The sequence below is a fragment of the Streptomyces sp. MMG1533 genome, assembly GCF_001279775.1.
Classification (GTDB): domain Bacteria; phylum Actinomycetota; class Actinomycetes; order Streptomycetales; family Streptomycetaceae; genus Streptomyces.
This window is the reverse complement of the sequence record NZ_LGDG01000189.1, coordinates 1-14654: the sequence shown is the minus strand read 5'-3', so window position 1 is coordinate 14654 and position 14654 is coordinate 1. Positions and strand designations below refer to the sequence as shown.

Here is a 14654-nt window from a genome sequence, read left to right as displayed (position 1 = left end):
GCAGCCTGTCCCGGGTACTCCCACACCCGTGCGCACGCTCCGGTGTCCGTCGGCCGGCGTCCCGGGGTTGTCACACGGAAGGCGCAGCACAGCTGTGCGCCCGAGAGATCTGCCCCACGGGCAGCCATCCCGGCTACCGTTGCCCTCGATGGGACGTCATGGGTGGAATTCGGGGGTGGGGCGGTGGCGGCTCACCGCGCTGCTCGGCATCGGCGTGGCCGCCCTGGCCCTGGTGGTGACCCTCCTCAACACGCTTCCCGGCGGCTCGGGCGCCGAGGGCACCTCGCCCGACGGCGACAAGGTGCACGGCACGCCCACCGCCACGCCGGACGCGACACAGCCGGACGTGGGCTGGGGCTTCACCCACACCCAGTTCAGCGCCGACGAGGGCAGTGCCGCCGCCGTCGAGCGCGTCGAGGGGCGGCTGTCCGAGGACGGGGGCCTGCCGCAGATCCAGCACCTCATGGGGTGGGGCGCCGACAACCCCGAGCCGGTGAAGGGGCGTTACGACTTCGAGGCGATGGACCTCCGGGTCGACTTCATGCGCGCGTCCGGCGCCACGCCCGTGGTCACCCTGTGCTGCGCCCCCGACTGGATGAAGGGCGGCAAGGCAGGCGTCGACAACACCGACTGGAGCCAGGGCGCCCTGGAGACCGCCCCGGACCGCGAGCACTACCAGGACTTCGCGAACCTGGCCGCGACCGTCGCCAAGCGCTACCCGGACGTACGCCACTTCATCGTCTGGAACGAGTTCAAGGGCTTCTGGAACGACTCCGAGGCCCGCTGGGACTACGAGGGATACACCGAGTTCTACAACCTCGTCCACAACGCCCTGAAGAAGGTGAACAAGGACATCATGGTCGGCGGGCCGTACCTGGTCATGGACAGCCTCGACCCGAGGTCGGAAGACGCGTCCACGACCTTCAAGGGCCCCTGGGGCGCCATGGACCAGCGGGTCCTCGACGCCTTCGAGTACTGGAACAGGCACAAAGCGGGCGCCGAGTTCGTGGTCGTGGACGGGTCCAGTTACACCCAGGACGACGAGCTGCTGCCCGACGAGTTCGCGGCCACCGACAAGTTCACCGCGGTGGGCGACTGGGTGCGCGCGCGGACCGGCGATCTGCCGCTGTGGTGGGCCGAGTACTACGTCGAGCCGGCCGACGGCAACGACGAGCGCGAGGGCTGGTCCGAGACCCGTCGCGTCGCCGTCCAGGCCGCCGGGATGATCGCCATGGTCAAGGGCGGCGCCTCCTCCGGCTTCTACTGGAACCCGGAGAAGGAGAAGGGCACCGACTGCCCCGGCTGTCTGTGGACCCCGACCCACACCCGAAGCGGCGGCGAGAAGCTGCCCATGTACGACCTGGTGTCGCGCTTCAGCAGGGAGTTCCCGCCGGACACCGCCGCCAGGACGGTGTCGGTGGACTCGCCCGAGGTCCGGGCCCTGGCGACCGACAAGGTGGTCCTCGTCGTCAACACCCTCGACCGGTCGATCAGCACGAAGATCGACGGCAAGAAGGTCGAGATGCAGGCGTACGAGGTCAAGTGGCTCACCCGCTGAGCCACTTGACCGCCGCTTCCGTCACTTCATCTTGACCGCCGCTTCCGCCGCTTCCGTCACTTCATCGTCAGGAACCGCTGCACCAACGAGGCCAGCAGCACCGCCAGCAGCGGCAGTGAGAACCAGAAGCTGCTCTGCAGCCACCGCAGTTGCCGCACGCTCGGCCGCACCGCGACCCGTACGACCTCCCGGGCCGACAGCAGCACGATCAGCGCCAGCGCCGCCAGGGCCCCGACGACCGACCACGGTGTCCACGTCACCTGCGGTCCGATCGGACCGGGGTCCGCGGCCGGAACCTTGCCCTCGGGCTGCTTGGCCAGCGCGTACATCGTCACGTCCTCGTTGACGAAGACCTTCTTCAGTTCCTTCCGGGCGTCCAGGTTCTTGATCAGCCGCGGCTCCCAGCTGGCCGAATAGCCCACGTCCAGCTGGAGATAGACGACCTGACTGCGGTTGATCATCAGATACGAGTTCGGGCCCGCGTCCTTGAGCGCCTTCACCAGGCCGGACACCAGCACCGGGTCGGTCGGCGCCAGCGTGGGCACGTACTCGACCTTCTCCATGTCCTTCGAGCCCCACGGCAGCGACGGCGTCACCACGTTCACCGTGTCGTTGCTCAGCCACAGCAGACGTGCCGTCGGATCGTCGTGCGCGTACACGTAGTCCATGGCGGCGATCTCGCCGGTCAGGGTCCGCTCGAAGGGCTCGTTGCCCCAACGGGCCACCAGGAAGCCGCCGATGAGCATCAGGCCCGCCATCAACGCGGCCACCGGGGCGAGGCTCACCCGGTCCTTGTCGCGCTCCTTGGCCGTGACACCGGTGCGCGGGAACAGGGCGAGTCCGGCGAGCAGGGCGGCGCCCGGCAGGGCGAACATGAAGACGCGCAGGGCCATTTCGCCGCCGTACGACTGCATGCCGAAGCCCAGGAACGGCACGAAGGTGAGGACCAGCAGCGACCGCTCGCGGTACTTGTGCTCGCGCCGCCGGTACCAGCCGTAACAGGCGAAGGCCATCACACCGCCGGCAAGGAGCACACGCGCATAGAGGACGAGCTTGTGGGCCGAACTGCCGCCCTCGATACGGCCGGACACCGACGACGACACATTGCCGCCGACGCCGCCGACCCCGCCGAACAGGTCGTTGAAGTGCCCCGACCAGTACGGCTCGGCCATGAAGCCCACCCAGACGGCCACAAGGACGCCGAACAGTACGGGTAGCCCGCGCAGTTCGCTGCGGCCGACCAGGACGAGCACCGCCAGCACGCCCAGCATCACGAACGGGGTGAGCTGGTGGGCCGGGACGCTCGCCGCGAACAGGCCGATCACCACCAGCAGCAGCACGGCCCGCTGCCGCCGGTTCGTCGGCTCGACCTCGATCTCGCCGGGGCGCCGCCTGGTCCAGATCACGCCCGGTGCCCGGAACCAGACGAGCAGGATCGCCACGAAGACCAGGTAGAGGAGATAGGTGAAGCCCTGCGGGGAGAAGTAGTCCTGGCCGACCCACCCGCTGAGCACGAAGATCCAGATGCCCGTCCACTTGGCCCGCCAGCTCGCCCGCATCGAGCGCACGAGCAGGAACATCGGCGCCAGATAGAGCAGTTGGATGGTCAGTGGCCACCAGCGGATGATCTCCGTGAAGTCGTTGACCCCGCAGGCCTTCAACACGAACGCGGCGGCCGCGAAGAAGCCGGGCCAGCTCCAGCGCGCGTCCAGGTCGGGCACCGCGGACCCGGTCCGGTCGATGTAGTCGAGGAAGCCGAGGTGCTGCCAGGCCGTCGCGAACCTGGGCTCGGTCTCGATCACCGCGGGCAGCGCATGCAGCGAGATCACCGTCGCGAGCAGCGTGACGAGCAGCAGCCCCCGGTGCTCGCGGCCCAGCCACAGCAGCGAGGCGAAGACCACCACCAGCAGCGCGGCGCCCACCAGCGTGGCGGTCGGCAGCACGGAGATCAGCCCGAGCCCGCCCATCCGGTCCAGGTCGGCCTCGCCGAGCCGCAGCGCGGGCACCCAGTACAGCAGGAGCGCGGCGCTCAGCAGACAGCCGAGGACCACACCGACACGGGTGGGCAGCAGGCGCCCATGCCACGACAGCGGCTGCACGTCGGGCTCCGGTACCTCTTCGCGTACGGCGGTTTCCTCTCGTACGGACTCTTGTCCGGACTCTTGTACGACCTCTGGTACGCCCTCCTCCCGCTCCTCGAACGGCGCGTCCACCTCCGCCGCGGCGGGCCCCAACGACGCCTCGGAACCCGGTTCCCGCGCCTCGACCGGCAGCCCCAGCTCCCGCTTGAACGCCCAGGTCGGCCGATGGTCCTCGGGTACCGCGGGCGTGCCCGTGGGCGGGGTGCCGGGGCCCGGGCGTACGTCGGGCCGGCGTTCCAGGTGGTCGAAGTCGACGTGGACGCCGAGGGCGAGGGTGTCCTGGTCGAGCGCCCAGGCGGGCCCGCGCCTGTGCGGTGCCGGGGCGGGGACCTCGCGCGCCCCCAGGTCGGCGAGGTCCCCGTCGGGTGCGGCACTCTCGGGGACGTCACCCGACGCGCCCCGGACGATCTTGTACAGCTTGGGCGCGGCGAGCGCGACGATCACCGCGAGGGCCGAGATCTCCGCGACGCCCGCGCCGGTCAGGCCCATGCGGGGAAGCAACAGCAGCGTCAGACCGAGCACCAGGAGGCACAGCAGGCCCTGCAGCCAGGCGAGTCCGGCGGTGCGGCTCTGCGCGCGCAGTACCGCGAAGTACGTCTCCATGACGACCCGCAGGAGCCCGCCGACCGCGAACCAGCGCAACAGCGGCGTGGCCGCGTCCGCGTAACCCGCTCCGAAGACGCCGAGGATCCACGGCGCCCCGAAGAACAGCATCCCGGCCACCGGCAGCATGATCCGCGCCATCCGCTTCAGCGCGGCCCGGGTGTTGGAGGCCAGCCGACGCGGCTCGTGCGAGCCCTCGACGGTCAGCGAGGCGCCCATGTTGATGGCGAGCAGGTTGACCGTGCCGCCGATGGTGGCGGTGATGTAGAAGTACGCGTTGTCCTCGGAGCTGACCTGCGAGGCGATGATCACCGGGATCAGGTAGACCACGGCGAGCGAGAACAGCGAGCCGGTGTAGTCGCCGGCCAGGAACCGCCCGATCTCCTTCCACGTGGGCGGGTGCGCGTGCTCAGCGGTCGCCTTCACCTGCCGGGGCACCAGCCGCCGGAACACCAGCCAGCCCAGCGGCAGCACGGAGAACGCGATCGCCGCGACCCACGACACGAACACACCGCTCGTGGGGATGGCCACCGCGAACGCGACCAGCAGTCCCAGCTTCACCGCCGAGAACACGGTGTTGCCGACCGGCACCCACAGCGCGCTGCGCAGTCCGGTCAGTACCCCGTCCTGGAGCGTGAGCACGTTCCACGCGACGATGGCCACCACGAAGCCGAGCCCGTTGACCGGCCCGTTCAGGAAGCGGTACGACGGCCCCCACATGTCCAGGGTCAGCAGGAAGACGCCCGCGGCCAGCGCCACGACCACCGAACTGCCCGCGTACGTACGGAAGATCAGCCGCCCGGTGGCCCGGCCCGCGACCGGTATGAAGCGGGCCAGCGCCCCGGTCAGGGTGACCGCGGTCAGACCCGCGAGGAGTTTCATCGCGGCGATCGCGGCGGAGCCCTGGCCGACGGCCGCCTCCGAGTAGTAGCGCGCCGCGGCCAGCCAGAACCCGAGGCCGAGCACCGCGGAGATGCCGGTGTTGAGCATCAGGGCGTAGGCGTTGCGGAACAGCTGACTGCCCCCCGGCGACCGGCCCAGGCCGGGCAGACGGAGCCGGCGCCCCGACTGCTCGGGCGCCCCGGTCGCGGGCGAGGTGTCCTCGGTCGTGGTCGTGGTCGTGTCAGACACGGGAACGGATGGCCTTCCGGCGGACCTGACGTGCTCTGCGGACCAGGGCGTACCCCTTGGTGAGGGCACGGTCCCCTGCGAAGTTCCGGGCGATCGCACGGCCCTCGACGAGCCGCTCGAACTCCTCGATGCCCGTGCTGCGGCGCACGGTGACGCGTTGCAGGGCGTACGGCCCCTGGCGGCGGCGCGCGAGGCTGTTGCCGACGGCGAGCGCCTGGCCGTACCCCGTCTCGCGCACCGCCTGACGGACCCGGCGGCTGGAGTAGCCGTACGGGTAGGCGAAGGAGGCCGGGACGGTGCCGAGTTCGTCGGTGACGATCTCCTTGCAGTGGATCAGCTCGTGGCGCAGCGTGGCGTCGTCGAGCTGGTCCAGCTGCGGGTGGGTGTGGCTGTGCCCGCCGATCTCGACGTCCGCCGCGGCGAGTTCGCGGACCTGGTCCCAGTCGAGCATGGTGTCGAGGCTGCGGCCGGTGTCGTGCGGGCCGCGGATCCAGCCGGTGGAGACGAAGAGCGTGGCCGCGAAGCCGTGCTTGGCGAGGACGGGCAGGGCATGCCGGTGCACGCCCTCGTAGCCGTCGTCGAAGGTGATCAGGACGGGCCGTGCGGGCAGCGGGCGGCCGGCGCGCCAACGGGCGGCGAGATCGGCGGTGGTGACCGGGGCCAGGCCCAGGTCACCGATCAGGGCCATCTGGGCAGCGAAGTCGTCGGGCGTGACCGACAGTTCGCGGGTGGCCTCGTTCGGGTCGGTGGCGATCGCGTGGTACATGAGGATCGGCACGGGTGCCTCAGTCATGTCTTCCCCCCTCGCTGTCCGACAGCGGAGCCACCGAGAAGGTTGCCCCGCCCCGGCGTGCCCGGACACTTCCCACCACGTACCCGCCCGCCGCCGTGAGCACCCCGGCCACGATCGCGCCCGCCCGGCCCGCGCCCCCCGGCCGGGCCAGCAGGGCGTCCCGCAGCCCGCGCGCCACCCCGGCCGGCAGCACCCGGGTGGTGTACCGGCGCTCCGACTCCAGCCCCTTGTCGGCGCCCACGCTCCGCGCCACCAGGGCCTTCGACAGGCCCTCGGCGTACGCGCGCGTGCGGAAGTACCCGAAGTGCTCGCGCGCCTCGGGCACCCGGTGGTGGATCACCGCCCGGTCGTCGATCAGCAGAACCGCGTCGGGCCGGGCCCGGGTGAGGCGGATGCACAGCTCCGTTTCCTCGCAGCCCAGCGGCCGTTTGTCGCCGTCGCGTCCGATGCCGGTGGCGAAGCCGCCCGCCGCGTCGAAGGCGCTGCGCCGGAAGGACGCGTTGCCGCCGAGCACGTTGCGCACCTTCACCAGGCCGGGCGGCAGCCCCCGGTACGTGCAGCCCACCACCCAGTCGAACTCCTCGGGAAACCAGGCAGGCCGGCGCCCCGACGCCCAGATGGGCACCGTACGGCCGCCGACGGCCATCACCCGCGGATCGGCGTACGCCTCGGCGAAGTGCCGCAGCCAGTCCCGCTCGGCGACGGCGTCGTCGTCCAGGAAGGCGACGACCTCGCCGCGTGAGGCGGCGATGCCGGTGTTGCGGCCGGCGGACAGGCCGCGGGGGCCCGCGTTGGCGAGCACCCGCACGACCGTGCCTTCTCCGGACTCCTCGTACTCCTTGTACTCCTTCGTGAGCCGGTCCAGGAGCGCCGCGTTGTGGTCGACGACCAGCAGCGTCTCCAGGGCCGGCCGGGACTGCGTCCGCACCGAGGAGACCGCCGCGAGGATGTCCTCCCAGCGGTCCTCGGTGTAGACGCAGATCACGACGGAGATGTCGGGACCGCTCAAGACACCTCTCCCCGGACCGAGTCGAGCATCGGGGAGTCGTGCCTACGGCTGCGCAGCGCACGCCGGTTGGAGCGCTCCCGCAGGATCACCTTGAGCACCCTGATCCCGTCCCGCACGGCCCGCAGGTTGCTGGTGCCGTGGATGCGGAGGTACTCGTGGCTCGGTATCTCCTGCACCTTGAGCCCCGCCTTGACCACCCGGATGTTCATCAGGGTCTCGACCTCGAAACCGGTGCAGTCGAGGTCGATCTTGTCGAGGCAGTGCCGCCAGAACGCGTTGTAGCCGTAGCAGAGATCCGTGTAGCGGGCGCCGAACTTGCGGTTCACGGTGGTGCACAGCGCCCAGTTGCCGAGCTTGCGGATGAAGGTCATGTCATCGGTGCCGCCGCCGTTGGCGAAGCGGGACCCCTTGGCGAAGTCCGCGCCCGAGACGAGGGCGGAGACGTACGACACGATCTCGTTGCCGTCGGCCGAGCCGTCCGCGTCGACCATCACGATGATGTCGCCGGTGCAGGCGTTGAACCCGGTGATCAGGGCGTCGCCCTTGCCCTTGCCGCGCTGTTCGACGACCTTGACGTCCGGCCACAGCTCCCGGGCGACTTCGACGGTGTTGTCGGTGGAGTTGCCGTCCACCAGGACCACTTCATGGATCCAGTCCGGAAGGGTCTTGAAGACGTAGGGGAGATTCTCCGCCTCATTCATGGCGGGAATCACCACGCTCACCGGCGGCGCTATGGCCAGGTGAGAGGAGATCGGTCGGTAATGGCTGGCTACCAAGGCATCCTGGCCTGTTGTGGCCGGGCGCAGATCGAAGCTCATGAGTCTGGTCCCTCTCGTCCGGTGGACCGCCCGCCCCTGGGCGGCCCGGCTCTGTGTCCGGTTCGAAAGGGGGGTTTCTCACGCACGGCATCACGGAATCGATCTCCGCACCTGCCGGGTGAGCTGGCAAAACTGGACGGCCCCCGAAAACGGCTGCCGACCGCGCGGCACGACTCGGTCACAAGTGCGGTCACCGAGCACGGCACCCCCCTACCGCGCCCCGCGCCGGGCCATCGCGGTCCTTGAGCCCTCCCCTAGAGCCGCGTGGTGATGGACCGATGCGGGTGAGATGTACGACGGTATTGACGATTGAACCCCTATGGCAAGACCTGGAACGAGGCCTCACGTTTTTGTTGGTTTGACCGTTACGAACGGGACGAACGGATCTTTCCCGCCCGCTTGAGCAGTTTGTCGGCCGGTTCGAACAACTCCGGCCGGGAAACCACCACATTGCGCAGTGCCCGCACCGGGGCGCGGCGGACGCGATGTCCGACCGCGACCGGGTGACGCCGGGTCACCCATCCCTCGGACACCCGCAGCTCACGGGTCTTGAGGGAGTCCTTGTATTCCTTCTGGCCCCGGCCCAGGTCGAGATAGGCGATGCCGTCGGCGGCGGCCGCCTCGGCCATCCGCAGATGCAGCACCAGGCCGGGGGAGTACTTCGAGAACGCCGGGTCGTACGCCGGGAACCAGCACGCGAGCACCCGCTCGGTGCGCAGCCCGAAGTGCGCGGCGATCGGCTTGCCGCCCGCGTACAGCACGGACAGGATCCCCGCGAACGACTCGGAGCGCGTGTGGAACAGATGCTGTACGAGCCGGGTGATCCAGTCGTGTGCGAAGCGGTCGCTGCGCCCGGTCCTGCGGTACTGCGCGGACTTCCAGTTCATCAGGGTGCGCAGGGCGGCCGGGTCGCGTTCGTCGTGCACGTACGTCACCTCGCCCGCGTCCCGGCCGAGCTTGCGCTCCTTGGCCAGTGTGGTGCGGGTGAACTTCGGCGACTGTGCGCGCAGTTGGGTCAGATAGGCCTCGTAGCCCTGGTCCACGTCCACGACCGGGGACGGGAAGGAGCCACAGGCCCCGGCCTCGAATGCCCGCTGGCCCTCCACCAGGTGGTCGAACTCCCACAGGGCGAGCCCGCATGCCCGCAACAGCTCCCGGGCGTCCCAGGCGAACCCGGGCCGGTGCACCACGCCCTGCGCGTCGGAGATGCCGAGCCCGATCGCCCGGCCGACGCCGGTGGCGGTCCGCTGGTACGGGAAGTACGCGGCGGGCTCGCCGGCCTCCCGTGCCACCGCGATCCGTACCCCGCGTCGATACCGCCCCACCGCGAGCGCGAACTCGGGGGACAGGAAAGGGTTCGCCAGTTCCGGCGAACCGAGCAGATGGGCCTTGGACTGCATCGCCGTCCAGGCCGTCCGGTCGGCCGCACTCAGCTCGCCGGGACGGTACACGCTGATGTCCACGTCAGATGCCCTGCCTTGTCGTCGTACGGCCACGCAGCCGTCGTAGCAGAACCAGCAGGAGAAGAACGCAGCTGATCGCGGTCACGGCCACGATCCCGCCGCGCACCGACCAGCTGTGCAGGGCCAGCATGCCCTGGGCCACCAGCATGTTGACCACGACCGAGCCCGCGAGCGCGGCGATGGTCCGGCCGAACGGGTCGAGGCCGCGCAGCGCGGCGGCGACAGCCGCGGCGGGTGCCGCGAGCAGGAAGAACAGCGTGAGCGGGCCGCGCAGGGGTGAGTCCGAGCCGGCGAGTGCGAGGACCGCGCCGAATCCCCCGACGGCCGTCGCGGCGCCCGCGAGCAGCGGCGCCAGGTCCCTCCCCGGCCCTGGTCGCGCCCCCTCGGCGCCGTCCGCCGACGCTGTTGAAGATGTCTTGCCGCGTATGGTCTGCATTGGCGACTTTGCCCCCTGAAGCGCCGGATGCCGGGCTTCAATGTCGCTCAGTCGCGCGGGGGCCGTCAAGATGCGGAAGTCGGCCGCGGCGGTGGTTTGCCGACTTGGTACATACGTTCCCCGGAGGCGGCCGGCGCCTCCGGGGAACGGCCTTTCAGGTCAGGCGAGTTGCTGTCGCGGTGCTCACGGCACGATCTTCAGCAGACGGTTCGGGGAACCGGTGCCCGCGCTGGTGACCTTGCCGGTGGTCGAGCCGTTGACGAGGGCCGTGGCGACCTGGGCCGGGGTGGACGAGGTGTGGCCCGCCAGGTAGACCGCGGCCGCGCCCGCGACGTGCGGTGTCGCCATCGACGTACCGGAGATGGTGTTCGTCGCCGTGTCGCTGGTGTACCAGCCCGCCGTGATGGAGGAACCGGGGGCGAAGATGTCCAGGACCGAGCCGTAGTTCGAGTAGCTGGCCTTGGCGTCGGTGCTGGTGGTGGCGCCGACCGTGATCGCCGAGGCGACGCGGGCCGGGGAGTACGAGGAGGCGTTGGCGCTGCTGTTGCCGGCCGCGACGGCGTAGGTCACACCGCTCGCGATGGAGTTGGCGACCGCGGTGTCCAGCGTGGTGGAGGCGCCGCCGCCGAGCGACATGTTGGCGACCGAGGGACCGGAGTGGTTGTCGGTCACCCAGTTGATGCCGGCGATCACGCCCGCGGTGGTGCCGGAGCCGGCGTTGTCGAGCACACGGACCGCCACGATCTTCGCCTTCTTGGCGACGCCGTAGGTCGAGCCCGCGATGGTGGTGGCCACATGGGTGCCGTGGCCGTTGCCGTCGGAGGCGGTGGTGTCGCCGTCGACCGCGTCGTAGCCGTACGAGGCACGGCCGCTGATCTGGGAGTGGGTGATCCGCACGCCGGTGTCGATGACGTACGCCGTCACACCGCTGCCGCCGGTGTCCGGGTAGGTGTAGGTGCCGGAGAGCGGGAGCGAGGTCTGGTCGATGCGGTCCAGGCCCCAGGGCGCGCTGGACTGCGTGGTGTCGGTGAGCCGGACGCGCTGGTTCTGCTCGACGACGGCCACCGAGGGGTCGGCCGCGAGTCTCTTGGCCTCGGCGGTGGAGAGGGTGGCGGTGTAGCCGTTCAGTGCGGCGCCGAACGTCTTCTTGACCGAGCCGCCGTACTCCTTGATCAGGCTCTTGCCTTCGCTCGAGGACGCCTTGAAGCCGGCGTCCTTCTTGAGCGTGACGATGTAGCTGTCCTTGATCGCCGTGGGGGAGCCGGCGGCCAGGACCTTGCCCTCGGCCGGGGCGGCCTGGGCGGGGAGGGCGGTGAGTCCGCCCACGAGGGCGGCGGTCGCCAGGCTGGTCGCCGCGGCGAGCCGGAGCTTCTTGCTACGCAGTTGTGCCATTACGAGGGAGTCCTCCTCATAGGCGACGCGTGCCTGGGTGGGGCGCGCGTCTGTGGGGGGTGCGCGTGTCGTCGCGCGCACGGCCGTGGAGCGTCGCGTTCCGTCCCATGGCTGAGTAAAGAATCAGTGGTCTACGGGTGTAGATCAAGGGACTTGAGGCTCTGTCACATGCTTGTCATGCACGCGCAATCGAATGTGTCATGAGCGCGCCCGGAAAGTCTTGGCATGGACACTTCCCGTCAATGCGCGTAGTTGGTACGACGGTTGTGGCAGAGATCCTGCTAAGGGAGGTTCCATGAGACGTTCCCGATTTGCCGCATACGTCGGCTCGCTCCTCCTCGCCGTCGGCACCGCCCTCACCGGGGCCACGACCGCGCAGGCATCCCAACTCGCCGCCCCCGGCGGCTATGTGGCCCTCGGCGACTCCTACTCCTCCGGGGTCGGCGCGGGCAGCTACATCTCCGCGAGCGGCGACTGCAAGCGCAGCACGAAGGCCTATCCGTACCTCTGGGCCGCCGCCCATTCACCCTCGTCGTTCGACTTCACCGCTTGCTCGGGCGCCCGAACGGGTGATGTTCTGGCGAGTCAGCTCACCCCGCTCAGCGCCACCACCGCCCTGGTCTCGATCAGCGTCGGCGGCAACGACGCCGGTTTCGCCGACGTCATGACGACCTGTGTGCTCCAGTCCGACAGTTCCTGCCTGTCCCGGATCAACACCGCGAAGGCGTACGTCGACTCGACGCTGCCCGGCAAACTCGACGGCGTCTACTCGGCGATCCGGTCCAAGGCACCCAACGCCCGTGTGGTCGTGCTCGGTTACCCCCGTTTCTACAAGCTCGGCACCACCTGCGTCGGCCTCTCCGAGACCAAGCGGAAGGCGATCAACGACGCGGCCGACTACCTCGACACCGCCATCGCCAAGCGGGCCGCGAACCACCGCTACGTCTTCGGCGACGTCCGCACCACCTTCACCGGCCACGAGCTCTGCTCCGGCAGTTCCTGGCTGCACAGCCTCAACTGGCTGAACGTCGGCGAGTCGTACCACCCGACGGCGGCCGGCCAGTCCGGCGGCTATCTGCCGGTGTTCAACGGCCTGGCCTGACCGTCACGAGGAAGGCGAAGCGGAGGCCCCGCCCGACGGGGTCTCCGTCACGCAGGTCACCGAGAACGGCACCGAGTTGGACGTCGTCTCGACCGGGGAGCGGACCTCGACACTGATCTCGTTCTCCAGGCTGCCGTTCTCGTCGTTCGTCGTCACGAACGCCGTGTCCTGCCGCGTCCGGCCGCCGCCCTCCGGGAACGAGAGGGTCTTCCACCCCTGATCCATGATCTGGCCGTCCTTGGACACCCAGCGGTAGGTGACCTCCGACGGCAGGGTGCCCACCGTGAGCGTCGCCGTGAAGGCGGGCGCTTGGCCCTGCGGGGGCGGGCAGGTGCCGGTGTACTGCGTGTGCGCGCCGGTCAGCGTGACCTTCACCGACGGAGACGGGGCCGCGGTCGTGGGGCTGCTGCTGGGGCTCGCGCTCGGGCTCGGGGAGCGGCTCGGCTCTTCCGTGTCACTCGGGTCGGGGTCGCTCACCGACGGCGAACTCACGCCGGGCGTCTCGCTCTTGGGGCCTCCGGCCTCTTTGTCGTCGTCACGGTTCAGCAGTGCGTACGTCAGTCCGGCGATCGCCAGCGCCAGGGCGGCGAGGCCGGCGATCAGGACGACGGCGGCGCGGCGGTTGCGGTGGGGCTGTGCGGCCGCGGTGGTCGTGCCGGGTTGTGTCCAAGGGGGCGGGGCCGGTGCCGTCGGCGGTGGCTGGTCGCGCGTCGACGGGTGGGGCGGCTGCTGGTGTGCGGCGATCGTCGGTGCGTAGGGGGCGGTCTGTGCGGCGTCCGCGCCGAGTGTGCCTCCCCCGGAGGGGGTACCCCCGGCGCCGATCACCCGCAGGTCCTGCTCCGCCCGGTCGGCGGACAGCCGCTCCGCCGGGTCCTTGCGCAGCAGCCCCTCGATCACGGGGGCGAGCGGACCGGCCCGGTGCGGTGGCGGCAGCTCCTCGTCGACGATCGCGCGCAGGGTGCTGAGCGGAGTGGTCTGCCGGAAGGGGGAGGTGCCCTCGACCGCCGCGTACAGCAGCACGCCGAGCGACCACAGGTCCGACTCCGGGCCGGGCGTGCGGCCCAGCGCCCGCTCCGGCGCCAGGAACTCGGGCGAGCCGATGACCTCGCCGGTCATCGTCAGCGCGGAACTGCCCTCGACCATGGCGATGCCGAAGTCGGTGAGCACCACACGTCCGTCGTTCGACAGCAGGACGTTGGCCGGCTTCACGTCCCGGTGCAGCACCCCGGCCTCGTGCGCGGCCCGCAGCGCGGACAGCACCTCCGCGCCGACGTGCGCGGCACGCTGCGGGGAGAGCGGGCCCTCGGCCTCCAGGAGCTCGGCCAGCGAGATGCCGCGGACCAGCTCCATGACGATCCAGGGACGGTGGTCCTGGGTGGCCACGTCGTACACCGTCACCACGTTGTGGCTGGAGATCCGGGCCGCCGCCCACGCCTCCCGCTCCAGCCGTGCGTACATCCGCTCGATGTCCGCGCCGGGCAGACCGGAGGGTGCGCGCACCTCCTTGACGGCGACCTCGCGGTTGAGCAACTCGTCGCGGGCGCGCCACACCGTTCCCATGCCGCCCTCGCCGAGCGGCGACAGGAGACGGTAGCGGCCCGCGATCAGACGTTCACTGCCCGGTTCTTCGGACACGTGCGCCCCCTCTTCGCATCCGCGAGATTTCTCCACAAAAGTAGCTCAGCCGAGTGCGGATGCCGCCCCCTTGAGCACCAGTCCGGCCCCAAGAGCCACGACGACGAGCGCGGACCCCAAGGGTGCGGTCCGGCGTACCAGGGCCGTCAGCGGGCCGCTCGCCCAGCGCGGGCGTTTGTCCAGCACCCGGGTCACTCCAGTACCCAGTTTGACGACGGCGAAGCCGGCCGCGGTGAGGGTGAGGGCGAGCCCGACACCGTACGCGACGACGAGCAGCAGCCCGAACCAGGCCTGACCGAGCGCCGCCGCGCCGACGAGTACGACGACGGCGGACGGACTGGGCACGAGGCCGCCGGCGAAGCCGAGGAGGATCGTGCCGCGGAGGGTGGGGGCGGTGGCGTGGGTGTGGGTGAAGCCGCCGTGGGTGTGTTCGACGGTGTGGGGGCGGGCGTGGGGGTGTCCGCCGTCGTGGTCCTGGCTGCCTTCGTGGTCGTGGTCGTGGTCGTGGTCGTGGTCATGGTCGTGGTCGTGGTGGGGATGGGGGTGGGGGTGCGGGTGTTCGTGAGTGCGGCC

Annotated in this window: 10 protein-coding genes and 1 pseudogene; 2 read left to right on the top strand and 9 right to left on the bottom strand. The window is 70.5% G+C overall.

Going from position 1 to position 14654, the window contains the following annotated elements; all coding sequences use genetic code 11:
- Nucleotides 1–148 precede the first annotated feature (148 nt).
- Entirely contained in the window at nt 149–1558 is a 1410-nt protein-coding gene (locus ADK57_RS18870) for a GH39 family glycosyl hydrolase (RefSeq protein ID WP_053750643.1), read from the top strand.
- A 56-nt stretch (nt 1559–1614) separates the two neighbouring features.
- Here the strand turns inward: ADK57_RS18870 and ADK57_RS18865 are convergent, their stop codons facing one another.
- From ADK57_RS18865 to ADK57_RS18835, 7 genes are all read right to left on the bottom strand, one after another.
- A complete protein-coding gene (locus ADK57_RS18865) occupies nt 1615–5433 on the bottom strand; it encodes a lipopolysaccharide biosynthesis protein (RefSeq protein ID WP_053750642.1) in 3819 nt (1272 codons plus the stop codon).
- Complete coding sequence (locus ADK57_RS18860; RefSeq protein WP_053750641.1) at nt 5426–6226, bottom strand: polysaccharide deacetylase family protein; 801 nt, start codon at nt 6224–6226, stop codon at nt 5426–5428. The genes ADK57_RS18865 and ADK57_RS18860 overlap by 8 nt, the downstream gene beginning before the upstream one ends.
- The gene (locus tag ADK57_RS18855; RefSeq protein WP_053750640.1) at nt 6219–7235 is read right to left on the bottom strand and encodes a glycosyltransferase family 2 protein; all 1017 of its coding nucleotides are present in this window, start codon (nt 7233–7235) and stop codon (nt 6219–6221) included. Before ADK57_RS18855 ends, ADK57_RS18860 begins: the two co-directional genes overlap by 8 nt.
- Nucleotides 7232–8053: a glycosyltransferase family 2 protein gene (locus tag ADK57_RS18850; protein WP_053750639.1), complete on the bottom strand. Its 822-nt coding sequence runs from the start codon at nt 8051–8053 to the stop codon at nt 7232–7234. The genes ADK57_RS18855 and ADK57_RS18850 overlap by 4 nt, the downstream gene beginning before the upstream one ends.
- Nucleotides 8054–8418: 365 nt before the next feature.
- On the bottom strand, nt 8419–9516 hold the full coding sequence (locus ADK57_RS18845; protein ID WP_053750638.1) for a GNAT family N-acetyltransferase: 1098 nt from the start codon (nt 9514–9516) through the stop codon (nt 8419–8421).
- A gap of 1 nt (nt 9517) precedes the next feature.
- Nucleotides 9518–9952 carry a hypothetical protein gene (locus ADK57_RS18840; protein ID WP_234390293.1) on the bottom strand — a complete coding sequence of 145 codons (435 nt, stop codon included), beginning with the start codon at nt 9950–9952 and terminating at the stop codon, nt 9518–9520.
- 183 nt (nt 9953–10135) lie between these two features.
- Entirely contained in the window at nt 10136–11344 is a 1209-nt protein-coding gene (locus ADK57_RS18835) for a S8 family peptidase (RefSeq protein ID WP_053750637.1), read from the bottom strand.
- Between the two features lie 295 nt (nt 11345–11639).
- Between ADK57_RS18835 and ADK57_RS18830 the strand changes: the two genes are divergently transcribed.
- Nucleotides 11640–12446, top strand: a complete 807-nt coding sequence (locus ADK57_RS18830; RefSeq protein WP_053750636.1) for an SGNH/GDSL hydrolase family protein — start codon at nt 11640–11642, stop codon at nt 12444–12446.
- 3 nt (nt 12447–12449) lie between these two features.
- Here ADK57_RS18830 and ADK57_RS18825 read toward each other — a convergent pair whose 3' ends face one another.
- Together ADK57_RS18825 and ADK57_RS18820 are read right to left on the bottom strand one after the other, a co-directional pair.
- Nucleotides 12450–14081: a serine/threonine-protein kinase gene (locus ADK57_RS18825; protein ID WP_053750635.1), complete on the bottom strand. Its 1632-nt coding sequence runs from the start codon at nt 14079–14081 to the stop codon at nt 12450–12452.
- Nucleotides 14082–14126: 45 nt separating this feature from the next.
- A pseudogene (locus tag ADK57_RS18820) lies at nt 14127–14654 on the bottom strand (nickel transporter); the annotation flags it as partial.

Excerpts from the sequence above, each read along its gene's own strand:
- ADK57_RS18870 (WP_053750643.1), top strand. The coding sequence starts at position 149 with ATGGGACGTCATGGGTGGAATTCGGGGGTGGGGCGGTGGCGGCTCACC.
- ADK57_RS18860 (WP_053750641.1), bottom strand. The coding sequence starts at position 6,226 with ATGACTGAGGCACCCGTGCCGATCCTCATGTACCACGCGATCGCCACC.
- ADK57_RS18850 (WP_053750639.1), bottom strand. The coding sequence starts at position 8,053 with ATGAGCTTCGATCTGCGCCCGGCCACAACAGGCCAGGATGCCTTGGTA.
- ADK57_RS18840 (WP_234390293.1), bottom strand. The coding sequence starts at position 9,952 with ATGCAGACCATACGCGGCAAGACATCTTCAACAGCGTCGGCGGACGGC.
- ADK57_RS18835 (WP_053750637.1), bottom strand. The coding sequence starts at position 11,344 with ATGGCACAACTGCGTAGCAAGAAGCTCCGGCTCGCCGCGGCGACCAGC.
- ADK57_RS18830 (WP_053750636.1), top strand. The coding sequence starts at position 11,640 with ATGAGACGTTCCCGATTTGCCGCATACGTCGGCTCGCTCCTCCTCGCC.